Annotated in this window: 25 protein-coding genes; 6 read left to right on the top strand and 19 right to left on the bottom strand. The window is 61.5% G+C overall.

What is annotated here, in order from left to right; translation table 11 throughout:
- Positions 1-221: 221 nt before the first annotated feature.
- The gene (lpdA, locus tag Q1V57_RS08905) at positions 222-1622 is read right to left on the bottom strand and encodes a dihydrolipoyl dehydrogenase (protein WP_300529779.1); all 1401 of its coding nucleotides are present in this window, start codon (positions 1620-1622) and stop codon (positions 222-224) included.
- A 262-nt stretch (positions 1623-1884) separates the two neighbouring features.
- Between lpdA and Q1V57_RS08900 the strand changes: the two genes are divergently transcribed.
- The gene (locus Q1V57_RS08900; RefSeq protein ID WP_366145120.1) at positions 1885-2784 is read left to right on the top strand and encodes a haloalkane dehalogenase; all 900 of its coding nucleotides are present in this window, start codon (positions 1885-1887) and stop codon (positions 2782-2784) included.
- Between the two features lie 48 nt (positions 2785-2832).
- On the opposite strand, the gene Q1V57_RS08895 is transcribed toward Q1V57_RS08900, so the two are convergent.
- The 11 genes from Q1V57_RS08895 to eno all read right to left on the bottom strand — a co-directional run bounded on the left by Q1V57_RS08895 (position 2833) and on the right by eno (position 11965).
- Positions 2833-3204 (bottom strand): cupin domain-containing protein, encoded by a 372-nt coding sequence (locus Q1V57_RS08895; RefSeq protein ID WP_300529776.1) that lies wholly within the window; start codon positions 3202-3204, stop codon positions 2833-2835.
- A 63-nt stretch (positions 3205-3267) separates the two neighbouring features.
- Complete coding sequence (locus Q1V57_RS08890) at positions 3268-4611, bottom strand: pyruvate dehydrogenase complex dihydrolipoamide acetyltransferase (protein WP_300529775.1); 1344 nt, start codon at positions 4609-4611, stop codon at positions 3268-3270.
- Positions 4612-4638: 27 nt separating this feature from the next.
- Positions 4639-5715, bottom strand: a complete 1077-nt coding sequence (locus tag Q1V57_RS08885) for a serine hydrolase (protein WP_300529774.1) — start codon at positions 5713-5715, stop codon at positions 4639-4641.
- 324 nt (positions 5716-6039) lie between these two features.
- Positions 6040-6447 (bottom strand): GFA family protein, encoded by a 408-nt coding sequence (locus Q1V57_RS08880; protein ID WP_300529772.1) that lies wholly within the window; start codon positions 6445-6447, stop codon positions 6040-6042.
- The gene (locus Q1V57_RS08875) at positions 6444-6851 is read right to left on the bottom strand and encodes a hypothetical protein (protein WP_300529770.1); all 408 of its coding nucleotides are present in this window, start codon (positions 6849-6851) and stop codon (positions 6444-6446) included. The genes Q1V57_RS08880 and Q1V57_RS08875 overlap by 4 nt, the downstream gene beginning before the upstream one ends.
- A 3-nt stretch (positions 6852-6854) precedes the next feature.
- Positions 6855-8261 (bottom strand): pyruvate dehydrogenase complex E1 component subunit beta, encoded by a 1407-nt coding sequence (locus Q1V57_RS08870; RefSeq protein ID WP_300529768.1) that lies wholly within the window; start codon positions 8259-8261, stop codon positions 6855-6857.
- Positions 8251-8733: a DUF3291 domain-containing protein gene (locus tag Q1V57_RS08865; RefSeq protein WP_300529767.1), complete on the bottom strand. Its 483-nt coding sequence runs from the start codon at positions 8731-8733 to the stop codon at positions 8251-8253. The genes Q1V57_RS08870 and Q1V57_RS08865 overlap by 11 nt, the downstream gene beginning before the upstream one ends.
- Positions 8726-9139 carry a hypothetical protein gene (locus Q1V57_RS08860; protein ID WP_300529765.1) on the bottom strand — a complete coding sequence of 138 codons (414 nt, stop codon included), beginning with the start codon at positions 9137-9139 and terminating at the stop codon, positions 8726-8728. The genes Q1V57_RS08865 and Q1V57_RS08860 overlap by 8 nt, the downstream gene beginning before the upstream one ends.
- Positions 9140-9142: 3 nt before the next feature.
- Positions 9143-10135, bottom strand: a complete 993-nt coding sequence (pdhA, locus tag Q1V57_RS08855; protein ID WP_300529763.1) for a pyruvate dehydrogenase (acetyl-transferring) E1 component subunit alpha — start codon at positions 10133-10135, stop codon at positions 9143-9145.
- A 156-nt stretch (positions 10136-10291) separates the two neighbouring features.
- Positions 10292-10597 (bottom strand): septum formation initiator family protein, encoded by a 306-nt coding sequence (locus tag Q1V57_RS08850; RefSeq protein ID WP_300529762.1) that lies wholly within the window; start codon positions 10595-10597, stop codon positions 10292-10294.
- Between the two features lie 93 nt (positions 10598-10690).
- A complete protein-coding gene (gene eno, locus Q1V57_RS08845; protein ID WP_300529760.1) occupies positions 10691-11965 on the bottom strand; it encodes a phosphopyruvate hydratase in 1275 nt (424 codons plus the stop codon).
- A gap of 206 nt (positions 11966-12171) precedes the next feature.
- Between eno and Q1V57_RS08840 the strand changes: the two genes are divergently transcribed.
- Positions 12172-12618, top strand: coding sequence for a hypothetical protein (locus Q1V57_RS08840; protein WP_300529758.1), 447 nt, complete (start codon positions 12172-12174; stop codon positions 12616-12618).
- A gap of 77 nt (positions 12619-12695) precedes the next feature.
- On the opposite strand, the gene rpmF is transcribed toward Q1V57_RS08840, so the two are convergent.
- Both rpmF and Q1V57_RS08830 read right to left on the bottom strand, forming a co-directional pair.
- Complete coding sequence (gene rpmF, locus Q1V57_RS08835; RefSeq protein ID WP_300529756.1) at positions 12696-12878, bottom strand: 50S ribosomal protein L32; 183 nt, start codon at positions 12876-12878, stop codon at positions 12696-12698.
- 129 nt (positions 12879-13007) lie between these two features.
- Positions 13008-13658: a head GIN domain-containing protein gene (locus Q1V57_RS08830; protein ID WP_300529754.1), complete on the bottom strand. Its 651-nt coding sequence runs from the start codon at positions 13656-13658 to the stop codon at positions 13008-13010.
- A gap of 114 nt (positions 13659-13772) precedes the next feature.
- Here Q1V57_RS08830 and Q1V57_RS08825 point away from each other — a divergent pair, with 114 nt between their 5' ends.
- Positions 13773-15170: a pyridoxal-dependent decarboxylase gene (locus Q1V57_RS08825; protein ID WP_300529752.1), complete on the top strand. Its 1398-nt coding sequence runs from the start codon at positions 13773-13775 to the stop codon at positions 15168-15170.
- Between the two features lie 148 nt (positions 15171-15318).
- Here the strand turns inward: Q1V57_RS08825 and Q1V57_RS08820 are convergent, their stop codons facing one another.
- The 4 genes from Q1V57_RS08820 to tpiA all read right to left on the bottom strand — a co-directional run bounded on the left by Q1V57_RS08820 (position 15319) and on the right by tpiA (position 19237).
- On the bottom strand, positions 15319-16947 hold the full coding sequence (locus Q1V57_RS08820) for a CTP synthase (RefSeq protein ID WP_300529750.1): 1629 nt from the start codon (positions 16945-16947) through the stop codon (positions 15319-15321).
- Between the two features lie 90 nt (positions 16948-17037).
- Positions 17038-17352, bottom strand: a complete 315-nt coding sequence (secG, locus tag Q1V57_RS08815) for a preprotein translocase subunit SecG (protein WP_300529748.1) — start codon at positions 17350-17352, stop codon at positions 17038-17040.
- 111 nt (positions 17353-17463) lie between these two features.
- Positions 17464-18423: a response regulator receiver protein gene (locus tag Q1V57_RS08810; RefSeq protein ID WP_300529746.1), complete on the bottom strand. Its 960-nt coding sequence runs from the start codon at positions 18421-18423 to the stop codon at positions 17464-17466.
- Between the two features lie 85 nt (positions 18424-18508).
- Positions 18509-19237, bottom strand: coding sequence for a triose-phosphate isomerase (tpiA, locus tag Q1V57_RS08805; protein WP_300529744.1), 729 nt, complete (start codon positions 19235-19237; stop codon positions 18509-18511).
- A gap of 154 nt (positions 19238-19391) precedes the next feature.
- Between tpiA and Q1V57_RS08800 the strand changes: the two genes are divergently transcribed.
- Together Q1V57_RS08800 and trpE are read left to right on the top strand one after the other, a co-directional pair.
- Positions 19392-21338: a peptidylprolyl isomerase gene (locus Q1V57_RS08800; protein ID WP_300529742.1), complete on the top strand. Its 1947-nt coding sequence runs from the start codon at positions 19392-19394 to the stop codon at positions 21336-21338.
- Entirely contained in the window at positions 21335-22837 is a 1503-nt protein-coding gene (gene trpE, locus Q1V57_RS08795) for an anthranilate synthase component I (protein ID WP_300529740.1), read from the top strand. The genes Q1V57_RS08800 and trpE overlap by 4 nt, the downstream gene beginning before the upstream one ends.
- Position 22838: 1 nt before the next feature.
- On the opposite strand, the gene Q1V57_RS08790 is transcribed toward trpE, so the two are convergent.
- Complete coding sequence (locus Q1V57_RS08790) at positions 22839-23864, bottom strand: divergent polysaccharide deacetylase family protein (protein ID WP_300529738.1); 1026 nt, start codon at positions 23862-23864, stop codon at positions 22839-22841.
- 100 nt (positions 23865-23964) lie between these two features.
- Between Q1V57_RS08790 and Q1V57_RS08785 the strand changes: the two genes are divergently transcribed.
- Positions 23965-24555, top strand: a complete 591-nt coding sequence (locus tag Q1V57_RS08785; protein ID WP_300529736.1) for an aminodeoxychorismate/anthranilate synthase component II — start codon at positions 23965-23967, stop codon at positions 24553-24555.
- The last annotated feature ends 113 nt before the right edge of the window (positions 24556-24668 follow it).

Here is a 24668-nt window from a genome sequence, read left to right as displayed (position 1 = left end):
GCATAATTCCCCCCTTTGCGAGCAGGGTTATTCCGAGCGCTCGGATCTAGCGGCTACGTCCGCCGCTTTCTCCGCCAAAGCGCGTTCTTTTCCAATTGCTTAGCCGAGGTTATAGGCACCCGCCATCAAAGCCAGCACAGCGCCCACAAGCACTGCAGCGAAGAAAATATGCCTGGGACCGGCCGCGTCATCCATGAATTGGTCCTGCTTAGACTGCAGGCTTACATATGGATAACCTTGCCATAGGCGTCCAGCACGCTCTCATGCATCATTTCCGACAGGGTCGGGTGCGGGAAGACCGTGTGCATAAGGTCCTCTTCCGTCGTCTCCAGCTGCCGCGCAACGACATAGCCCTGGATCATCTCGGTCACTTCGGCCCCGACCATGTGCGCCCCGAGCAATTCACCGGTCTTGGCGTCAAACACGGTTTTGACCAGGCCCTGGTCATCGCCAAGTGCGATGGCCTTGCCATTGCCGACGAAGGAGAACCGCCCGACCTTGACCTCATGACCGGCTTCCTTGGCCTTGGCCTCGGTCAGGCCGACGGAGGCGACCTGGGGGTGGCAATAGGTACAGCCCGGGATATTGCCTGTCTCGAACGGGTGAACCGCCTCACCGGCGATCTTCTCGACACAGACGACGCCTTCATGGCTGGCCTTGTGCGCCAGCCAGGGCGGACCCGCTACGTCGCCGATCGCGTAGACGCCGGGCACATTGGTGCGTCCGAAACCATCATTGATGATATGGCCCCGGTCGGTTTTCACTCCGACAGCCTCCAGGCCAAGCCCTTCGGTATTGCCCTGAATGCCGATGGCGAGGATGACCTTCTCCACTTCGACGACCTGGACCTTGCCCTTGGCGTCCTTGACATGGACTTTGACCCCGCCGGCTTCCTTGACCAGTTTTTCCACCTGGGCCGACGTCATCAGCTTCATGCCCTGCTTGGTGAAAGCCTTGGCTGCGAACTTGGAAATCTCGGCGTCTTCAACCGGCAAGACGCGATCCATCATCTCCACCACGGTCACATCCGCGCCCATGGTTTTGTAGAAGCTGGCAAACTCGATCCCGATTGCGCCAGAGCCGATGACCAGAAGCGATTTCGGCATGGTCTTCGGCGTCATCGCTTCTTTATAGGTCCATATCTTGTCGCCATCAGGCTCAAGCCCGGCAGCCGGTACGGTGCGGGCCCGCGCACCGGTGGCGATGATGACATGCTTGGCCTTATAGCGTTCCTTGCCCACCAGCACGTCCGGCGTTCCTGCCGTCTTGGCCAGCTTGGCCTCCCCGTCGATCACGGTGACCTTGTTTTTCTTCAACAGCATGGCAACACCGCCGGACAGCCGGCCGGCCACACCGCGCGAGCGCTTGACCACCGCTTCAATGTCGAAGCTGATCTTCTCTGCAGACAGGCCGAAATCCTTGGCATTGTGCATCAGGTGATAGACTTCCGACGTCCGCAACAGCGCCTTGGTCGGGATACAGCCCCAGTTCAGGCAGATGCCGCCGAGATGCTCGCGCTCGACAACTGCCGTCTTGAGACCGAGCTGGGCTGCGCGAATGGCTGCCACATAACCACCCGGACCGCCGCCGATAATAATCACGTCGAAGCTGGTACCCGCCATGCCGGAGCCTTTCTTTACATACGAAGTATAGCGCTAACTCTTATTGCTCGATAGCAGTGCCGCACCACTTGATCAATGCCGCCGGAAGCGAAGATCTCGAATTTAGTTTCGAATGCAGAGTGATAGATAGAACGGGCTGGATCGGTCCGGTCGGTATTGGCGCATAGCCGCGATGCGAGCCCGGATCACCAATTATATTTGTCTCCCCCCAGATCCGCCGCTTAGGGTGTTGGCCAAATGATAAAGGGAGGCTCCCATGACCATGACGCTCGACATTGTCCGCACCCCGGATGACCGGTTTGCCGATCTGCCCGACTGGCCCTACGAACCCAATTATATCGACGACCTGCCCGGTTATGAGGGCATGCGCATGCATTATGTCGATGAAGGACCGAAATCCGGTGCACCTGTCTTCCTGTGCCTGCATGGCGAGCCGAGCTGGGCCTTCCTCTATCGCAAGATGATCCCGGTCTTTCTCGAAGCCGGGGCCCGCGTGGTCGCGCCGGACTTTTTCGGTTTCGGCCGCTCCGACAAACCGGTCGCCGATGCCGACTACAGCTTTCATTTCCACCGCAACATGCTCAAAGCCTTCCTCGAGCGGATGAAGCTCGAAGATGTCTGCCTGGTCTGCCAGGATTGGGGTGGTCTTCTCGGCCTGACCCTGCCGATGGACTATCCGGATCGCTTCACCCGACTGCTGGTCATGAATACCGCCATCGGCACTGGCCGTCCGGCCGGCGAGGGTTTCAATGCCTGGCGCGACTATGTCGCCAACACGCCCGACTTCAATGTCGGCGAGCTAATGAAACGTTCGACCCCGATCCTGACCGAGGCGGAGATTGCCGCCTATGACGCGCCCTTCCCCGGGCCGGAATACAAGGCCGGGGTGCGGCGCTTTCCAGCACTGGTTCAGACGGATCCGGACATGGAGGGGGTCGATACCGGTCTTGCCGCAGCGAAGTTCTGGAAAGACGACTGGAACGGCGAGAGCTTCATGGCCATCGGCATGCAGGACCCGGTTCTTGGTCCGCCGGCCATGCAGGCCCTGCGCCGGCTTATCCGCAATTGCCCGGACCCCATGGAAGTGGCCGACGGCGGGCATTTCGTCCAGGAGTGGGGCGAAGAGATTGCCCGTAATGCCCTGAAGCATTTCAATCTTTGACGAACGCCGAAGTCTTCGGGCGGGCCGTTTATCGCTACAGGCGGCCCGCTAGAGGTCCTCGATCACCTGGGTCAGATCGCTGTCGGGGTTATCGCCGGTATTGGTCACACCGCGTTTTTCCATCAACAAGAGATCGACCACCTCCGTGCCCGCCACGGGGCGATGACGTACACCTTTCGGGATCACGCACATTTCACCCGGCCCGAGCACGATTGTGTCCTGGCCTTCGATTTCGATGTGCAAGATGCCTTTGATGATGACAAAAAGCTCGTCTTCCTCATCATGCTTGTGCCAGTCAAACGCCCCCGACGCCTTGGCCAGCTTGATCTCGTAATCATCAACCGTGGCGATACGCTTGGGTGACCAAGGCTCGGAAAACAGGGCGTGTTTTTCCACCAGGGAAATCGTTTTGACGGTCATCTCATCCTCCGTTCGTGCACTATAGAGTGAAACCCGCCACTGAGGACAAGCCCGGCTGAGTGATCACATCAGCATGGTCATCGGGTCTTCGACAAAGCCCTTGAACGCGGCCAGCCAGCGCGCACCGGTCGCGCCGTCGACCACCCGGTGATCACAGGTCAGGGTGACGCTCATCACCGTCGCGATGGCCAGCGCATCATCCTTGACCACCGGACGTTTCTCACCCGCACCGACAGACAGGATCATGCCCTGAGGCGGGTTGATGATGGAGGAGAAGCTTTTGATCCCGAACATGCCGAGATTGGAGATCGAGAAGGATCCGCCCTGGAACTCCTCCGGCTTCAGCTTGCGGTCCCGGGCACGGGCTGCCAAGTCTTTCATATCACGGGAAATTTGCACCAGCCCCTTGCCGCCGGCGCCGCGCACGATCGGGGTGATCAGGCCACCTTCAATGGCCACTGCAACGGAGACGTCGGCGACCTTGTGACGGGCAATCCGGCCATCACCGACCCAGGAAGCATTGGCTTCGGGCACCTTGCGCAGGGCCAGTCCGGAGGCCTTGATCAGGATGTCATTGACCGAGACCTTGTCGCCATCCGCGGCGGCGCGTTCATTGACCTGTTTGCGGAAGGCCATCAGCGCGTCGATTTCCAGATCCATATTGAGCGGGAAATGCGGAATATCGCGGAAGCTTTCGGTCAGACGCTTGGCCGAGATCTTGGTCACATTGTCGGCGTTGATCAGGCGGTAACGGTCTGAAGAAATACCGAATTTTGCCAAGGGATCGTCACCCATGTCGGCCGGAGCACTGGCTGCGGCAGCCGGCGCGCTCGCTGCGGGCGTCGGGGCGGCTTTCGGTGCGGATGGTGCGGGTGCCGGGGCGGCTTTCGGTGCGCTGAGTGCGGCTTCCACGTCACGCTTGATAATGCGGCCGCGCGGGCCGGAGCCTTCCAGGGCGGACAAATCGAGCTTGTTATCGGCGGCGATCCGGCGCGCCAGGGGTGAGGACAACACCCGGTCAGCGTCCGATTTCGGTGCGCTTTGCGCGGGTTTGGCGTCTGCTTTCGGCGCGGATGCGACGGGCTTTTCGCTCGCAGCCGGTGCGCTTGCGGCGGGCTTGCTGTCCGCCTTGGGTGCCGGAGCGTCCAGCGCCGAGGCATCCTCGCCGTCTTCGAGCAGGAGCGCGATCAGCGCATTGACCTTCACGCCCTCCGTCCCCTCGGCGACGAGGATCTTGCCGACCTTGCCCTCGTCGACCGCCTCGACTTCCATCGTCGCCTTGTCGGTCTCGATCTCGGCAATCACGTCACCGCTTTCAACGGTGTCGCCTTCCTTGATATTCCACTTTGCAAGCGTGCCCTCTTCCATGGTCGGCGAGAGCGCGGGCATCAGGATTTCGACCGGCATAATCAGCTCCTAAAAGAGCCCTCTCAGCTATTCGATCGCGGCAGCGGCCGTGATCGTCTGGAGGACGCGTGTGTAATCCCGGCCGCCCATGCGCGGGCCGTCGGGGATGTCAGTATTCATACGGTTCACAATCACCAGGTCCAGTGACGGAACCACGGTGACATACTGGCCGCCATAACCGGCGCCGGTATACATATCGGCCGGAAGGCCGTTTTCCTCGGCCACGGCATCATCGGCCGGGCGCCACCACATATAGCCATAGCCGCCCATCCACGGGCCCGGCCAACCGGTTTGCGAGGTGGTTTGCGTGCTTTCGCTGACCCAGTCTTCCGACAGGATGGCTTGGCCATTCCATTGACCGTTCTGCAGGAAGAGCTGGCCAAACAGGGCCATGTCCCGGGCCGAGGTCCGCATGTGATAGGCGGTAAACATCGTACCGGGCGCGTGCTGGCGATAGGTCTCGGACACGTCGAAATCGGGCATGCACAGCGTCTGCGCAAAGAGATCGTCGAACACGGTATTGTAATTGCGGTTGGTGACGCGCTCGAAAATATGACCGGCGACGTTGAAGTCCCAGTTATTGTAATACCAGTGCTCACCCGGCGCGTATTGGCCGCGCTCCGGGCGGCTTTCGCGCATTTGCGGGGTCTCGGCTGCCGAGGGGATATAAACCCCGGAGCGGGACATGATGACATCGCGCACCGTGGCGGCGCGCTCCTGCTCGGTCAGGCCAGGCAGATCATCAATACCCAGATCGGCCAGCGTGGCATCAAGATCGAGCGCGCCCTGATCGACGGCAAAACCGATCAGCGCACTCATTAGAGATTTGCGCAGCGAGTGGACCATGATCAGCCGCTCGGTCTCGCCATGGCTGAAAACGACCTCGCCGCCCTGCACCACCATCATGGCGGTGGATTGCAGCTCATTGGCGAGCGCTTCGAGACCGGCGAGTTCCTCTGCCGTCCAGCCCAGCGATGCCGGATTGCTCGCGGTGGCGAGCGGATAGCTGCCGTCGCACTCGGCCATAGCGGTCTCTTGGGCGAAGGCAATGGAACTCAGGCCCAGCGCACTCACGCCGGCCAGCAGGAATTGGCTGATTTTCATATCTGTCCCCGATGCAAAGCGGGAACACGGGTCTGCCCGGACTGCAACCGCGCAAACGCCCACCCCCGCGGTGTTTGACCGCGGAAATCTGCCGGGGCGAACCCGGCCTGAGCGTGACAGCGAGATTGCAGTTCAGACATCATGCAGCAGCCTCCCGGCGAGCCCTGCCTTTGCCTAGACCGGACAGGCGGGACTGCGCGAAGCGCGGGCTCGGATGGGGTGCGGCAGGAGTCCTGGTACGCCTTCGGCGCGCACCCACTCCCCCGCTTGGCGGGACCTCGCCCATCAAGGGCGAGGAAGTGCGTATGCTGGCCAGGCCGTGCATCACGCCCGCCCCGCCTCGCCTTCAATCTGGGCGATATTGTCTTCCCAGTTGGCGCCGTCGAACTCTTCAAAGCGCAGCTGGAGATCAGCGTCGGCATCGAGGCAGCGCAGATTGACCGACCAGCTGTCGGGATGCGAGCGCGGCACGTAGAAGGCCTTCACCCCGCATTTGGAACAGAAGGTGTGTTTGGCCGTATGGCTGCCGAATGTGTAGGTCGTCAGGCTTTCCGCCCCGCGCTCAATGGCGAAGTCGGGCTTTTGCACGATGAGATGGATAAAGCCGGTCTTGGCGCAGATCGAGCAATTGCACGACAGGGCAACCACGGCGTCGGGCAGGTTCACCTTGAACGCGACCTCGCCACAGTGGCACTCGCCATGGCGCCAGGATTTTTGCGGGGTGTTGGTCATGTATCCTCGCCGAAAATCGTTCGCACCTTTGGTTCATCCAGCGCGAGAATGTGAATGCATTCCTGTATGGTCAGAATAACCCAATGCCGAGCCTTCGCGTCCGGCTTGTCAAAAACAATCTCATTCTCGACAAAACCGGAGATGACAGGGGAATTGAGCACTTCAAACATGTTGACCGACGTCAAACGCAAGAGCTGGTCTTGGTGCCTCTCATCCTCGACTATGCAGTGCCAGAGCGGCGTGGAGACGAACTCACAGGCAAAAGAGTCTTGGCGATCATTTGCGCGCGACATCAGTTTCAGCGAAAGCTCCCCGAGTTCCGCGTGACAGGAGATGAAGTCGTACGGCCCGGGCGGAATCGCTGGCTTCCACTCCCTGAATTCTGATTTCGAAAAATCGAACACAGCCTACTCCGCGTAACAAACGGCCTTCGCCGCTGCCACAATATCGTCCGTGCCCGGGAGCGAGAGTTTTTCCAGATTGCCGGCATAGGGCAACGGCACGTCTTCCTGGTGCACGCGGGCCGGCGGGGCGTCGAGATAGTCGAAGGCTTCCGCTGTGACCACGGCAGCGATTTCCGCGCCGACACCCATACGGCCCCAGCCCTCCTCGGCGGTGACGAGACGATTGGTCTTCATCACCGACTGCACGATGGTATCGGTATCGAGCGGGCGCAGGGTACGCAGGTCGATGACCTCGGCGGAAATGCCTTCACCGGCGAGAATTTCAGCAGCCTCCAGGGCGAAACCGACCATGCGCGAATGCGCGGTGATGGTGACGTCCGTGCCCTCGCGGCGGATCTTGGCCTTGCCGATCGGCAGGACGTAATCATCCATCTCCGGCACATCGAAGCTCTCGCCATAGACCAGCTCGTGCTCGAGGAAGACGACCGGGTTGGGATCGCGGATCGCGGCCTTCAACAGGCCCTTGGCATCGGCGGCATCCCACGGGGCGATGACTTTCAGGCCCGGGACATTGGCATACCAGGCCGAGAAGTCCTGGGAGTGCTGGGCGCCCACACGGCTGGCGGCCGAGTTGGGACCGCGGAAGACGATCGGGCAGCCCATCTGGCCGCCGGACATGTAGAGCGTCTTGGCGGCAGAGTTAATGATGTGGTCGATCGCCTGCATGGCGAAGTTGAAGGTCATGAATTCGACGATCGGCTTGAGACCGTTGAAGGCCGCACCGACACCCAGGCCGGCAAAACCGTGCTCGGTGATCGGCGTGTCGACGACGCGCTTGGGACCGAATTCCTGCAGCAGCTCGCGGGTGACCTTGTAGGCGCCCTGGTACTCAGCCACTTCCTCGCCCAAGACGAAGACGGTGTCGTCACGGCGCATTTCTTCCGCCATGGCATCACGCAGCGCATCGCGCACCGTGGTCTCGACCATATTCGTACCCGCCGGCACATCCGGATCAGACAGCGAGGCGACGTTGGCGGCCATCATGGCCGGGCGTTCATCGATCGCCGGGGTGGCCGCAGCCGGGGCCGGCTCAGGCTCAGCCGGAGCCTTTGCAGCCGGTGCTTCAGCGGCCGGTGCCGGCGCGGTAGCCGCGGCGGACACATCCTCACCGTCTTCGGCCAGGATGGCGATGACGGCATTGACCTTCACGCCTTCCGTGCCCTCGGCGACGAGAAGCTTGGCGACGACGCCCTCTTCCACGGCTTCGACTTCCATCGTCGCCTTGTCGGTCTCGATCTCGGCGATGACATCGCCGCTCTCGACGCTGTCACCTTCCTTGATATTCCACTTGGCAAGCGTGCCCTCTTCCATGGTCGGAGAGAGCGCGGGCATCAGGATTTCAATCGACATGAGCTTGGGTCCTGTTGGAAGTAAGCTTGGCCAGCGGCTGGCCGTCTGCATCAAAGGGGACGCCGAAGGAGAAAGCCTGCGCCGTCGGTCCGTGTTCGTTGAGATGGTCAAGGCGCCGCGTGGCGTCCTCGAAATCCGGGCCCGTCCCGTCATCCTCGAACCACCAGAGCACGTTGTGCGGGCGGCCGAGCGGCACGAACCATTTGTCGCGTTTGGAGAAAATCTCCCCATGCGCGGTGCGGTAGGTAAAGGTCTTGAGCGCCTCGAGGCTTTCCCAGACGGTCAGATTGGGCAGAACCTGCTCATCGCCCCAGGGCTTGTAGCCGCCATCATCGATGAGGCGAACAAAGCCCGGCGAGCGCTGCGCCAGCTTGTGAATCCCAGGCACGGCCGCGCTGAAATCATCCATCACCGGATCATCCCCCGCACCGCGCATCTTGGCGACATTATATTGCGCCAGGTGTTTAGGCATTGGCGGCATTGTCCGGCTTGTAAGCCAGCGCGTGTTCGCGCATGCGGGTGGCGAACTCGATCAGCGTGTTGAGCGGGCGCATCATCACCTCGATGCAGACCATCTTGCCGTTTTCGTCCAGCGTGATGCGGTCGATCGCGGTCAGGCCCTTGCCGTCCACTGTGCCGGTAAATTCGAGAATGATCTCATTCTCCTTGATCCACTCATCGCGGTATTCAAAACCTTCCACGACGGTGATCACACCCATCAGGATGTGTAAGAGATAGTCCTTGTCCGCCGTCGGCTTCCAGACCACCGGCGAGCGCAGCTCACAGCCCTCGGCAATGATCGAGGAGAGCAGTTCGCGATCGCGGTGTTTGACGGCCTTGTGCCAGTCAGCGAGGAATTCCTTGGTGAGAGCGCTCATGGCTTACGCCTCCACCAGCACGTCGGTGTAGAGCTCGCTCGGATCGGGCTCCGGGCTCTCCTTGGCAAATTCGGCGGAGGCGTTGACGATCGCCTTGACCTCTTTGTCGATCGCCTTGAGGTCCTCTTCGGTCGACCAGCCCTTGTCGATAATCTTGGCTTTGACCATGTCGATCGGATCGTGATGCGTGCGCATTTCATCGACCTCGTCGCGGGTGCGGTATTTGGCCGGGTCGGACATGGAGTGGCCGCGATAGCGGTAGGTCTTCATTTCCAGAATGTACGGACCCTTGCCGGAGCGGGCGTGCTTGGCGGCCTTTTCGGCGGCCTTGCGGACCGCTTCCACGTCCATGCCGTCCACTTCCTCGCCCGGGATGGCGAAGGAAATGCCGCGCTTGTAGAGATGGGTTTCCGAGGAGGCGCGCTTGACCGCCGTGCCCATGGCGTACTGGTTATTCTCGATCACGAAGATGACCGGCAGGTCCCAGAGCTTGGCCATGTTGAAGCTCTCATAGACCTGGCCCTGATTGGCTGCGCCATCGCCGAAGTAAGCGACAGAGATCTTGCCATTGTCCTTGTACCAGTTGGCAAAGCCCAGACCGGTGCCGATCGAGACCTGGGCCCCGACAATACCGTGACCGCCATAGAAGTTCTTCTCGCGGGAGAACATGTGCATCGAGCCGCCCTTGCCGCGCGAATAGCCGCCCTCGCGTCCGGTCAGCTCGGCCATGACCCCATTGGGATCCATGCCGCAGGCGAGCATGTGCGCGTGATCGCGATACCCGGTAATAACCTGGTCGCCCTCTTCCAGCGCGGCCTGGATCCCGGTCACCACCGCTTCCTGGCCGATATAGAGGTGACAGAAGCCAGCGATCAGGCCCATGCCATAAAGCTGACCTGCTTTTTCCTCGAAACGCCGCATCAGCAGCATCTCGCGATAATAGGCAAGCATCTGTTCTTTAGAGGTCGATTTCGAGCTGCTACGCTTCGTGGCCATTCTTTTGCTCGCGAAATTGTTTCCGCGCTCCCGGATGTTTCGTATCGGCCATAACAGAATTGCGCCCGGCGCTGCAAGCACCCGGCGAAATAAAATGTGGTTACACTTGAAACGACCTGGAGATTTAATTCCGCGTGCGAAATTTATACGAGGCGGTCAGCGCTGTTCGTCAGGCTCGATCTCGACAATAAATTCACGCGGATGCGCGACATTGAGGACGTCGCGGGCGCGCTCTTCGAGATAGTCGAGATCCAGGCTGTCGGACCGCAGGCGCGCTGCGGTTTCTTCCAGCCCTTCACGCTGGGCCGTGGCGACCGCCAGCTCGGTTTCGGCCTCGCGGATCTCCGCCTCGACCACGAGCCAGTTCAACACACCCTGCTCACCGGTCAGCGCGTGATAGCCGAAATAGGCAATCGCGAGTGCGAGAAAGAAACTGGGAATGAGGCGCTTGATCGCGTCCACCGGTCCATCCTGATTGCCGGCCTTTTGGCCGTGTCGATGGACTTAGGTAACGCGATCAGCGTGAAGGAAGCGTTACTGCAGCGCCGCCCGGGACTAGCAGCTCACCGCCGTGTCGCCGGCATAGACGCCCGTCTCTGCCAGCTCGCTTTCAATGCGCAGCAGCTGGTTATACTTCGCGGTGCGGTCGGAACGGGCCAGCGAGCCGGTTTTGATCTGGCCGCAATTGGTGGCGACGGCGAGATCGGCAATGGTCGAATCCTCGGTTTCACCGGAGCGGTGGCTCATGACCGCGCCATAGCCCGAGCGCAGCGCCATATCGACAGCGTCGAGCGTTTCCGACAGCGTGCCGATCTGATTGACCTTGACGAGGATGGCATTGGCGGCACCGACTTCAATGCCGTGCGCCAGGCATTCCGGATTGGTGACAAAGAGATCATCGCCAACCAGCTGGCACTTGCCGTCGAGACGATCGGTCAGCGCCTTCCAGCCTTCCCAGTCATCTTCGGCCATGCCGTCCTCGATGGAGATAATCGGGTATTTGCCGACCAGCTCGGCGAGATATTGCGAGAAGCCCTCGGCATCGTAATCGGTCTTGGCGCCTTCGAGCACATAGCGGCCGTTCTTGTAGAACTCGGTCGAGGCGACATCGAGCGCCAGGGCGACTTCCTCGCCCGGCTTGTAACCGGCCTTCTCGATCGCGGCCATGACGGCGTCGAGCGCCTGTTCCGCGGTGGCGATATTGGGCGCGAAACCGCCCTCATCGCCGACATTGGTGTTGAGGCCCTTGGCTTTGAGATCGGCCTTGAGCGCCTGAAAGACTTCCGCGCCGCAACGCACGGCTTCGGAGAAGGTCGGCGAGCCGACCGGCATGATCATGAATTCCTGGAAGTCGATCGGATTGTCCGCATGGGCGCCGCCATTGAGGATATTCATCATCGGGGTCGGCAGGACGCGGGCATTGAGACCGCCGATATAGCGATAAAGCGGCATGCACTGGGCGTCGGCTGCCGCCTTGGCGATAGCCATGGAGACACCGAGCATGGCATTCGCGCCGAGGCGCGCCTTGTTGCTGGTGCCATCAAGCTCGATCATCACCTCATCGATACGGCGCTGATCTTCGGCATCATAACCGGCGATGGCTTCGAAGATCTCGGTTTCGACCGCGTCGATGGCCTTGGTCACGCCCTTGCCGCCATAGCGGGTATCGCCATCGCGCATCTCCACCGCTTCGTGGGCACCGGTCGATGCCCCGGACGGGACAGCGGCGCGGCCAAAGCTGCCGTCCTCCAGCGCGACATCGACCTCAACGGTCGGGTTGCCACGGCTGTCGAGGATTTCGCGGGCGGTGATGTCGGTAATGGCGGTCATGGAAGCTCTCGTTTGGAAAAACGCAAAAGTCTTGGCGCGCTTCATAAACAAGGCGAAGCCGGGCGCAAGCCTAAGCGGAGCTTGTTACCGCTAACCCAGCTGTAAAAACCCGGATTTTCTAAGGACTGTTTCCCAAAGCCCCGGGATAACGCGGATTTAACTGCAATGCCCCAATCTCACGGCGTCAATCGGCCAAGGGTGAATGCGTGTCGAAGTGGGAAGAATTCCGCGTTGCAACGGTGCGGGAAGTATTTGGCGGCAAGGCCGTCTATATCGCCCTGAGCGGGGATCAAAGCGGTGTCGATGCCACGGTGCAATTCGCTAAGCTGACCGACTGGCTGTTCCTGAAAGGCAAGACCAAGTTCGTGCTCGATTTGCGCCAGGCGCGCTATCCGGATGACGCTGTTGATCGCATCCTCGCCCGGGCTGAACGCATTCTGGTCGGCGCACCGCCCTATACCAGCGCCATCGTGCACCAGGGCGAACATCACTATGCGCTGCAGCAGATGTTGCGGCTTAACATGCGACTGGGCAATGCGGTCAAAGCTGTGCGCAGCGTATCGGAAGCCAGAAGCTTCCTGGTCCCCCGAACCGCCTCATCGGATGTCGCCTATATCGAGGACTTCCAGCCGGTCGCAACTGCGCGGCGCTGAACCTTGAGCTCCGGACAAAGCAAAACGCGGCGGGCCAGGCCCACCGCGTCAAATCGCTTGAACAAGCTCAAGACGGTTTAGTCGTCTTTCGGCTCGAGGATCTGCTTGCCGCGGTACATGCCGGACTTGAGATCGACGTGGTGCGGGCGACGCAGCTCGCCGCTGTCCTTGTCCTCGACATAGGCCGTGCTGCTGATGGCATCATGGCTACGACGGAAACCGCGCTTGGATTTCGTGACTTTACTCTTAGGGACGGCCATGAGCCTCTCCACCGGGTAGAAAACTGTTGGGATGGCACACGCCATCTGTTCGAGCCGCGCCGTATACCCGCTTCGCCGCGAGCGCGCAACCACCTCAATGCCGTCCGGCACAGATCGGGTCAGGCAATATCAGCTGCGCGGGCGGACCAGACGCACGCTGGCCCCCATCGTCGAGCGCAGTTCGCGGTAGTCCGGATTGCCATAAACATCATAGCTGGCCCCCATGGACGCGCGCACATCGGCATGCGCGGTTGCATGCACATCGCCGGTCGCGCCGGTCGAAGCGCGGGCATAAACCCTCGCGCAGACAAAGCTGTCAGCATAGAGGACACCGCCTGTCGACATGGACAGATCGAGCTCGTCACACGTCCCGGTCAGACGCGCCACGGCACCGGTAGATATCTCCAGATCAAGCTCTGCGGTATCAAAATCGCGCACTTCAGCGCCGACACCGCGGCCGAAATCCATGTGGGTAAAGTCCGGAGCCGTGACATAGACGGTGACATCAAGGCGCGGATTATTGCCGAACCAGCGTGTGTCCTGATCGAGCTCAAGCTCGCCACGGCGCACCGACACTTCGATCTCGGCGAAATCATCGCCATCGCCGTCCAGGCGCACGGAATGCGAATCACCCTGCAGCAGAATCACCCGGAAGCTGCCGGCCGCATCGATACGGTCGAAGACTTCGACATTCACATCCTGGCTGTCCTGCGCCAGGGCCGGCACAGAGAGGCCTGCCGAAAGAGCCGCCACCGCAGCCAGTGAAGCAAGTTTGCGCATTTGTGATCTCCTCTTGCCCCACAGACACACTGCGGGCTTTTGAGTGAGATGCATGCGGGGATGGGTTTGGATGCACGGCAGCGATAAAAAAGTTCACGCAAGGGGGAGGCAGACATGAAACTGGATCAATTCGAAGCCTGGTCAAAGCGGATCGCCAGCTGGTCCAAAGCCTATCTGGCCGGCCTGCGACGACGGCCCGTACGGGCCCAGGGCGAGCCGGGAGATGTGCTCGCCGCCCTGCCCGCATCAGCGCCAGAAAATGCCGAGGACTTCGAGACCATCTTCGCCGATTTCGAACGCCTCGTCCCCGACGCCATGACGCATTGGCAGCATCCCCGCTTCTTTGCCTATTTCCCGGCCAATGCCGCCCCGGTTTCCATGCTGGCCGAACAGCTCGCCAATACCATCGCGGCGCAGTGCATGTTGTGGCAGACCTCTCCGGCGGCCACCGAGATGGAGACCCGCATGGTCGACTGGCTGCGCCAGGCCATGGGCCTGCCCCAGGGCATACGCGGCACTATCCATGACACCGCCTCCACGGCCACCCTGGCAGCGCTGCTGACCATGCGTGAGCGTGCGCTCGACTGGGCCGGCAATCGTGAGGGGCTCTCGGGCCAGCCGCGCCTGCGCATCTATTCCTCCGCCGAGGGCCATTCCTCGATCGACAAGGCCGCCTGGATCGCCGGTATCGGTCAGGACAATCTGGTCAAAGTGGCCTCGACTGGCCCGCTCGACGGCATGGATCAGGCCGCACTGCGCGCCGCGATCGCTGAGGACCGGGCCGCCGGATACAAGCCCGCCGGCCTGGTCATCGTCACCGGCGGCACCTCGGTGGGCGCTATGGACCCGGTGGCCGAGCTGATCGCCATCGCCCGCGAGGAAGGGCTTTATACCCATGTCGATGCCGCATGGGCGGGCTCGGCCATGATCTGCGAGGAGTTCCGGCATTACTGGGCCGGAGCCGAGGGCGCCGACAGCATCGTCTTCAACCCGCACAAATGGCTCGGCGCCCAGTTCGAGTGCTCAGTGCAGTTCCTCGCCAATCCGGAGGCCCAGGTGAAGACGCTCGGCCTGCGCCCGGATTATCTCGAAACGCTGGGACAGAGTGATATCGTCAATTATTCCGAGTGGACCATTCCGCTGGGGCGCCGCTTCCGGGCGCTGAAACTCTGGTTCCTGATGCGCGGCTATGGCCTCGAGGGTCTGCGCGACAGGATCCGCAATCATGTCGCCTGGGCCAAGGACGCAGCGTACGAGATCAGCACCATTGACGGACTAGCGATCGTCACTGAACCGCGTCTCTCGCTCTTCTCCTTCGCCGCTCAAGACGATGCGGCGACAGAAGCACTATTGCAGCGCATCAATGATGATGGCCGCACCTATCTCACGCAGACACGGCACAAGGGTCGTTTCGTCATCCGCTTCCAGATCGGACCGTTCGAGTGCACGCGTGAGGATGTGATGACGGCGGTGAAGGCTGTGCGGGAACTTCACAGCACGGCGACGTCCTGATTGACGCCACCCTATTGCAAGCTTGTCATCCCGGACGGAGGCCCGGCCCTGAGCCGGGCATAGATCCGGGACCGGAATGATCCAGGCTGGGTCCCCGCTCTGCGCCCGATCAAGTCGGGGCTCCGGCGGGGATGACAATAGTGAAAGCCTAGACCATGCGGCTTTGATGCAGAGCGGCCGCAATGAAGCTGGCGAATAGCGGGTGCGGTTCGAAGGGCCGGGATTTCAGCTCCGGGTGGAATTGCACGCCGATGAACCACGGGTGGTCCTCAATCTCGACGATCTCCGGCAGCACCCCATCAGGTGACAGGCCGGAGAATTTCAGGCCGGCTGCTTCGAGCTGTTCGCGATAGGCGACATTGACCTCATAGCGATGGCGATGACGCTCCTCGATGTGAGCGGCGCCATAGATTTCGCGCACGCGGCTGCCTTCGGTCAGCACAGCCGGATAGGCCCCAAGGCGCATCGTCCCGCCCATATCGCCCTCGGCGGAGCGGGTTTCAACCTCATTGCCACGGGTCCACTCGGTCAGAAGGCCGATCACCGGCTCACCGCCCTGCCCGATCTCCGTCGACATGGCGTTTTCGATCCCGGCCATGTTGCGGGCCGCTTCCAGCACCGCCATCTGCATGCCGTAGCATATACCGAAATACGGGACATTTCGCTCGCGGGCGAAACGGGCCGCGGCAATCTTGCCCTCAGCGCCACGCTCACCAAAGCCACCGGGAACGAGCACGGCGTGCACGTCTTCCAGCGGTTCATAGGGATCGTCCTGCTCGAACTGTTCGCTATCGAGCCATTTCAGATTGACCTTCACCCCGTTGGCGATGCCGCCATGGTGCAGGGCCTCGATGAGGGATTTGTAGGCGTCCAGCAGGCCGACATATTTGCCGACGACGCCAATGGTGACCTCACCATCCGGCTCGGCAACGACCTGGGAAATCGTCTCCCAGCGCGTCAGATCCGGTTCCGGCGCATCTTCCATACCGAAACAGCGCAGCACTTCGCGGTCCAGACCCTGCCGGTGGTATTCCAGCGGTACATCATAGAGCGAGGCCGCATCTCGACCCTCAATGACGGCGCTTTCGCGCACATTACAGAACTGGCCAATCTTGCGCTTATCGCCGGGCTCGATCGGGATTTCACAGCGGCACAAAAGGATATCCGGCTGGATACCGATCGAGCGCAGCTCTTTCACCGAGTGCTGGGTCGGCTTGGTCTTCATCTCACCGGCCGCCTTGATGAAGGGCAGCAGGGTGACATGGACGAAGACAGCATTGTCCGAGCCCAACTCCTGGCCGAGCTGACGGATGGCCTCGAAAAACGGCAGGCCTTCAATATCGCCCACCGTGCCGCCAATCTCGCACAGAACGAAATCGACATCGCCGGCATCGGACAGCACGAATTGCTTGATCTGGTCGGTGACGTGCGGAATGACCTGAACCGTCGCTCCGAGATAATCGCCACGGCGCTCACGCTCGATAATGCGCGAATAGATCCGGCCGGTGGTGATATTGTCGGACTGGCTCGCCGGAACGCCGGTGAAGCGCTCATAGTGACCAAGATCGAGATCGGTCTCGGCACCATCATCCGTCACATAGCATTCGCCATGCTGGTAGGGCGACATCGTGCCCGGATCGACGTTGAGATAAGGGTCGAGCTTGCGCAAACGGACCCGGTAACCCCGGGCCTGCAGCAAGGCACCCAAAGCGGCGGAGGCGAGGCCTTTTCCAAGAGAGGAGACCACGCCGCCCGTGATAAAGATATAACGCGGCATGGGCCGTCTGATTATCCGAGATTCGTGCGCCCCGAAAGGGACGAAATGCGATTGATGCGGAAAACGGCTAACGCCGCGTCAAATTCAGGCTTAGCCGTCGGTGGGAACCTGATCGGCTTCCTCTTCCAGCAAGGCCGGCGTCGACAGGTCAACCGGATTGTCGAAAATGCTCGACCCATCCGAGTTCACGCCCACGAGAACAGCCATGAAGATGGAATTACCAATGAAGAGTGCCGCGAGCACCATGGTGGTGCGGGTGAGCACGGTCGCGGCAGACCGGCCGGACATCATCGACCCCTGACCGCCGCCAATGCCAAGAGCGCCGCCCTCGGACCGCTGCAGCAGCACCACGACCGTAAGGGCCACGGCGATAAGAACCTGGATGATGAGAAGTACCGTCGTCATGAAACCTGCTGCCTAAAGACACTGTGCCCGCACACCGTATAACACATGGGTGCGCGCGCTCCGATCACAAGGCGTGGGGTTTTATACTAGGCTTGCAGGCTTGGCCAGCACCTAAGCGGCATTGCCTGCAGCGGCTTGGGCCCGGGCCTGGATTCGCTTGCGCAGGTTGGCAACAGTGCGGTCGATTTCATCGCGCGAACGCTCCAGCGACTCGCCGTTGGCAAAGGCAGCATAAGCGCCCATGGCCAGCTCCTTGGTCAGCTTGAAGCTGGCAGAGCTGGTGTCATTGCCTGACTGCATGGTGCTGATCTGTTCAATCAGCGCCTCGGCGACCTCTGCGGCTTCGGCGCGTGAGAGTTTGAGCAGCTGAGCCTTGAGCTCACGGGCCGTGCGCAGCATGTCCTCGTAATCGATGCGGGCATTGGACGCATTATCACCAAGCTGCAACTCGGCTGTGACCACGATACGCATGGCCAACCGGCGCAGGCGTTCGGCGATTACCGTGCTCTTGGCTTCCTTGATCCAGTGGCTGCCACGCGCCAGGGCCGCGGTATCGCCTTCCACCGTGGCTTGCAGGAGGTTTGGAACTTCCAGCGCCTGGGCGTCGGACTGACGGGCTGAGTTCCCCTTGCGACGATCAGGACCGATATAGTCCGAAGTCACGATGAACTCCTTGCGCGCCTTGATCAGGGTGCGCACCCGTTCTTCCGCAAACATGGTCGAGAACGGTCGCACGATGACATCATCGGCGCCGCACTCAATGGCCCGGCGGATATGAACCGTGTCGCGACTCCAAGTCGTCAGCAAAATGACCATGAAAGGATTATTGCCGAGCTCGCTGCGGCGCATCGACCGGACGATCTTGAAGATATCGGCGTCGGTGGCGCTGCTTTCCATCACGGCGAGGACCGGATTGCCTTCGGTCAAACCGGTCTTGAGATCGGGAAGCGAGGAGACGCACTCGATCTGACGGAAACCTATTTCATGCAAAGCGTAGCGCGTGGTCCGCTGGTTCGCATGAACCGGATCGAACAGCAAAACCGGGGCGCGGGCATAATCGGTATCGGCCATACGCGGCGGAACTCCTGGAGACAAAAATCGCGATGTTCAACCAGCGATGATTATCCCAAGAAGTTTCAATGCCCTTACCGCAAACTTATACGGCAGTATTTTTTATGATCTGGGCGAAGTCCGAAGCTTTCAAAGACGCCCCGCCAATCAGGCCGCCATCGACATCCGCCAGGGCGAAAATCTCCGCGGCATTGCCCGGCTTCACCGAGCCGCCATAAAGAATGCGCGTTTTCTCGCCGTCCGGCAGACGCCCGCGGATAAAGCCGTGCATGGCTTGAATATCCTCAAGACTGGCCGTCAATCCGGTGCCGATGGCCCAGACCGGCTCATAGGCGATGACATAGGCGCCATCAGTTGCTTTCGGCAGCGAGTTGACCACTTGTTCGGCAACGACCGCTTCGGCCCGCCCATCGCGCCGCTCGGCTTCACTTTCGCCAACGCAGATAATCGGCGTCAGGCCGGCAGACAGTGCAGCAGCCGCCTTTTCCGCGACACTGGCAGAACTCTCGCCATGATCGCTGCGCCGCTCGGAATGCCCCAGGATGACATAATCAGCGCCGGCATCGACGAGCATATCGGCGGACACATCCCCTGTGTGCGCACCGGAGCTGTTTGCATGGCAATCCTGGCCGCCAATCTTGATGGAGGCGCCCGACGCCGCATCAACCGCTGCCGCCAGCAAGGTGGCCGGAGGGCAGATCAGGATTTCGGCAGCAGATGCACCGGCTGCCGGCGCGACCTCGTCGAAAAAGGCCAGCGAGTCCCGCTTGCCATTCATCTTCCAATTGCCTGCAATGAGCAGCTGTCGCGCCATCAATCCCCTCCCCGATAGCCGGTCTGCAGGATTAATTGGCATCGGCCATGGGCGCAACGCCTTCAACTGATGCCGATTTCACAGCCACACACGCTTGTATCCGCGATTCTGCGCCGCTACGTTCCGCGACACGCTTACCAACGGTTTTACCATCATGCTGTCTATACTCCGCTCTTTCGCCAAATCCCCGGCGGCTTTCGTCATCATCGGCCTGCTCGTCCTGGCCTTTGCAGCCTACGGCGTGGGCGGGATTTTCACGGGCAGCGGCACAGCTGTCGTGGTTGTCGGCAGCGAACAGATTTCGATGCGTGAGCTGGCGCGCGAACATGACCGTCAGCTGCGGACAATCCAAAGCCAAAATCCGGGCTTTACCGTCGAAGATGCGCGCGCTGAGGGCCTCGGCGACATGGTGCTCAACGGCATGGTCAACCGCTCAGCCTTTGTCGCCCGCGCCCGCGAGCTCGGCCTGACCGTCTCTGCAGGCCAGCGCGTGCGCGCCGCGGCCGACATTCAGGCGTTCCGCAACCCGGCAACGGGTGAGTTCGACCGCACGACGATGGAAAACGTTCTGCTGCAGAACGGTTATACGCTGACCGAGTTCGACAATGAGCTGATCGCCGACCTGACCCGGGCGCAATTGGCTGACACGCTGACCCTGTCGACGCAATTGCCGTCGACCTGGGATGAGATCGCCTACCTGCATGCCAATGAAAGCCGCACGATCCGGGGGCTGTTCATCGATGGCGGCGGGCTGGATGCGATCGATGACCCGACCGATGAGCAGCTGCAGGCCTATATCGATGAAAACCGCCTCGACAGCCTGCCCTTCATCAATCGCGAAGTCCTGCTCTACATCGTACCCGAGCGCCGCAGCTTCACGCTGATCCGTTTCCAGGTCGCCGATTTCCTGCGTGATGTCGAGGTCGATGAAAGTATCCTGCGCGAAACCTATGACTTCCAGGTCGATAACGGCTTCATCGGCTCCCCGGCCCTGCGCAGCTACACCCAGCTCACCGTACCGGACGAAGACACCGCCAATGCGGTAGCTGCCCGTCTTGAGGCCGGCGAGACCCTCGCTGACGTGGCTGCCGATCTCGGCCTGACCGCCCTGGTCGAGCAGACCGATATCCAGATCTTCGACATTCCCGATACCGATCTCGGCGAAGCCGTGTTCAACCTGCCGCAGGGCGCCAGCGCAGCGGTCCAGGGCTCTTTCTCCTGGTATGCGGTTGAGGTCAGCGCCGCGACCGACGAAGTCATGCCGACTTTCGAAGACATGCTGCCCGAGCTGCGCGAACAAGCCGCCGGTGAGGCTGCGACCGATCTCATGTATGCCAAGATCGACGCTTTCCAGAACGCGCGCGAGACCACGGGCTCGATGGAAGATGCCGCCGCAGAAGCCGGCGTTCCGATCGAGTTCTTCGGCGCCATGGATGATCTCGGCCGCACCGCTGATTTGCAGTTCGACTTCGAGCGCTACACGACGCTGGGGGCAGAAATCCTGCCCTCCGTCTTCCAGCAATTCCAAGGCGTTGAAACTGATCTGATCGATTTCAACGGATCCGATTTCTTCATCGTTCGGGTCGATGAGGTGCAGCCGCAGCGCAATGCCGAGCTCGACGAGGTCCGCGACATCGCCGATGCGCGCTGGCGTGTCGCCCAGATCGGGGCCGAGCTTGAAACCCGGGCGGCCGACGCCGTGGCCCAACTGGAAGCCGGTGACGATCTCGACCTCGTTGCCCTGACCAGCAATGGCCGGGTTGAAACCACGACGCTCACCCGCTCCGGATCCGCCGGCATGTTCACGCCGCTGGCCGTGTTCCAAGCCTTCGAGCTGGAGCCGGGCGTCTATAGCGATGTGATCGAGCTGAGCGATACGATGCGGGCCATCCTGATCGTCGATGATGTCATGGAAGCCGACCCGGCAGCCAGGACTGACGCCTTCACCGTATCCGGTCAGGGCGAGACCTACACGCTGTCGCAAATCGCCAGCAACACGATCCTCAATGCGGCCCAGAGCGCGGTTATCGGCGACTACGCCCCGACGATTGATACCCGCCTGCGCGATCAGGCCCTCGGCCTGACCGACGACCAGCAATGAGGCCGGCCGGACGCGTCCAGATCGCGCCGGACTTCAGCGAGGCGGCAGAACGCTTTGAGCGCGGTGAGAGCGTCGTCCTGACCGCGTCTCGCGCCGATGATCTCCTAACTCCCGTCGCGGCCTATCTCAAGCTCGGCGGCGAGCGCGAAAATGCCTTCCTGCTCGAATCCGTCGAGGGCGGGGCTTGGCGCGGTCGTTTCTCCGCGATCGGCCTGGACCCGGATCTGATCTGGCGCTGCCGCAATGGCCGGGCCGAGGAAGCGCGTGGTGCGGATGCCGCCAGCCAGGCCTTCACCCCGCTCGACGGCGATCCGATGAGCTCAATGCGCGCCGTGATCGCGGAAACGCGTTGTGAGCTGCCTGAAGGTGCACCATCGATTGCCTCCGGGGTGTTCGGCTATCTCGGCTATGACATGATCCGGCATATCGAGCGCTTGCCCGAAGGCGCCGCGCCGGATCCGCTGGATGTCCCCGAGGCCATTCTCATGCGGCCGCAGACCGTCGTGGTGTTCGACGCATTGAAGCAGGAGGTGCAGGTTTTCTGCCCCATCCGGCCCGGTTCGTTCAGCGCCCGCGAAGCCTATGATGCCGCCGCTGAGCGCATCGATCAGGTTTTCCGCACTCTGGACGGTGCGGTCCCGGCACAGGCCGAACCGGCAGGCCAGCTGGGCGAGCGGCGCTCCAATCGCACGCCGGAGGACTATGGCACTGCGGTCAACCGGGCCCGCGACTATATCCGCGCCGGTGATGCTTTCCAGATTGTCCCCAGTCAGCGTTTTTCAGCCGAATTCAAGGCCGATGCCTTTACGCTTTACCGGTCGCTGAGACGCCTCAACCCCTCGCCTTTCCTGTTCTTCTTCCGCATGCCCGGCTTTGCCATTGCCGGGTCCAGCCCGGAAATCCTGGTGCGACTGCGCGATGGTGTCGTGACCGTGCGGCCGATTGCCGGCACCCGCAAGCGCGGCGCCACTCCGGCCGAGGATGATGCTCTGGAAGCGGATCTTCTCGCCGACGCCAAGGAACGCTCGGAACATCTGATGCTGCTCGACCTCGGGCGTAATGATGTCGGTCGGGTGGCCAAACCGGGCACGGTACGTATTACCGAGCGCGAGATCGTCGAACGCTATTCCCATGTGATGCATATCGTCTCCAATGTCGAAGGCGATCTGGCAGAGGGCGAAGATGCCGTCTCGGCCCTGTTCGCCGGTTTCCCGGCTGGCACCGTCTCTGGCGCTCCGAAAGTGCGGGCAATGGAAATCATCGATGAGCTCGAACCGCACCGCCGCGGCATCTATGCCGGCGCGGTCGGATATTTCTCTGCCGATGGCGGTATGGATACCTGTATCGCGCTACGCACCACGGTGATCAAGGACGGCCAGATGCATGTCCAGGCGGGTGCCGGTGTGGTGCTGGACAGCGACCCCGTTGCCGAGCACGAGGAATGCGTCAACAAGGCCGCGGCGCTGTTCCGTGCTGCAGAGCAAGCGCTTTCGGACTGATTTAGCGGATTGAGGCCTGAATCTGGGCCTGCGGCTGATCCGGCCTGGTATGCTGGACCAGCTCGCTGACCGTGATGAAGTCGATCCCGCGCGCTTGCGCGCCATCAATCCAGGCTTCCAGCGCGTCCAGCGTCACATCATGCGGGTGACCGATAACCAGGGCCCAGCCCCGTAGCTCGGCCAGCGCCTCGGCGTCGGCAAGCCGCGCTTCGATCGCGGAAGCATCCTGGACATGATCGAGGAAGAGATCCCGTTCCAGCACATTCAGCCCCAGACCACGCGCAACAAGCGCGCCGCGGCTCTGCGACGTTGTTACAGAATCCAGGAAGAGGCCGGCTTCATCCGGAACGGCGCTGAGCGCAAGGCGCATGGCCTCCGCATCCCGGGTGAAACGGCTGCCCATATGGTTGTTTATACCAACCGCTCCAGGCACCCGGGCCAGCCCCCACAAGATACGGGCTTCGATATCGGCCTCGCTGAGACCGATGCGCAGAGCATTGGGCCCCGGGTCCGCCAGACCGACCGGCTCCATCGGCATGTGCACAAGCACATCATGACCGGCCTGCCGCATCTCGCGCGCAACCTGCACGGAGTGTTCGGCATAGGGCAAGATCGCCGACGTCAGCGGCACTGGAAGATCGGCGAGGCGATCGACCGCCGCCAGATCAAGCCCCACATCATCGATGACCAGCGCAATACGCGGCCGGGCCGCTGGGATCGCCGGTGCCGGGATTTCGGACGCCCTTGCAGTCGGCGGCACAGAGCGGGCGTAAGTCACGGTGCGGCTGCCCGAACGCTCGGCCAAACGCTCAGCCGGGCGCTCCAAAGTCCGCTCGGTCGTGCCATCCCCCGCAAACGCTGCGAAGTCGATCAAGGTCCGGTCGGGAAGGTCCGACGTCGCATCAGCGCTGGCGATGGAGAACACAATCGCTCCCAAACCATAGGCCGCAGCCACGACAACACTGGCCATGGCCGGCGTGGCAGATTGCAGAACCCTGCGCAGCGGATGAGCGTTACGGCGTCGCATGGTGCGATGCAGCAGAGAGTCGGTTAATCCAGTGTTAAACAGCAAGCGGCGTTGGCGTTTTTCCGACCGAGGCCCTAGTTTGCCCGGCAGGAGATCCGCCATGCTTTTGATGATCGATAACTATGACAGCTTCACCTACAACCTGGTGCACTATTTCCAGGAGTTGAAGGCCGATATCGAGGTCGTGCGCAATGACGCTTTGAGCGTCACCGAAGTCCTGGCCCGCCAGCCCTCGGGGATTGTCATTTCACCGGGTCCCTGTGATCCCGACCAGGCGGGCATCTGCCTGGAACTGATCGATAAACTGCCTGACAATCTACCGCTTTTCGGCGTTTGCCTTGGCCATCAGTCAATCGGTCAGGCGTTCGGCGGCAAGGTCATCGCCGCCAAGTCGATCATGCACGGCAAGACCAGCCCGATCCAGCATACGGGCAAGGGCGTATTTGCCGGTCTGCCCTCACCGTTTGAAGCGACCCGCTATCATTCGCTGGCGGTGGAGCCCGATAGCCTGCCGGACTGCCTGGAGGTGACGGCGCAAACGGCCGATGGTGAGATCATGGGGCTGCGCCACAAGACCCGCCCGATCGAAGGGGTCCAATTCCATCCCGAATCGATCGCCTCGGAACATGGGCATGACATTCTGGCCAATTTCCTGGCATTGACCCGGTCGCCCGGCGCCAAGGCCGCTTAGATCGCTGCGCGCAGGCGCACTCGGGCGTTGAAATTCCTTGCGCGGCCGATAGATTTCATCCCGTTCGCAGGATTTACCAGACGAGACAGCCGGTATGCCGACCCAATCCGCCC

The organism is Maricaulis sp. (assembly GCF_030149425.1).
Lineage (GTDB): Bacteria > Pseudomonadota > Alphaproteobacteria > Caulobacterales > Maricaulaceae > Maricaulis.
This window is presented reverse-complemented; position numbering and strand designations above follow the sequence as displayed.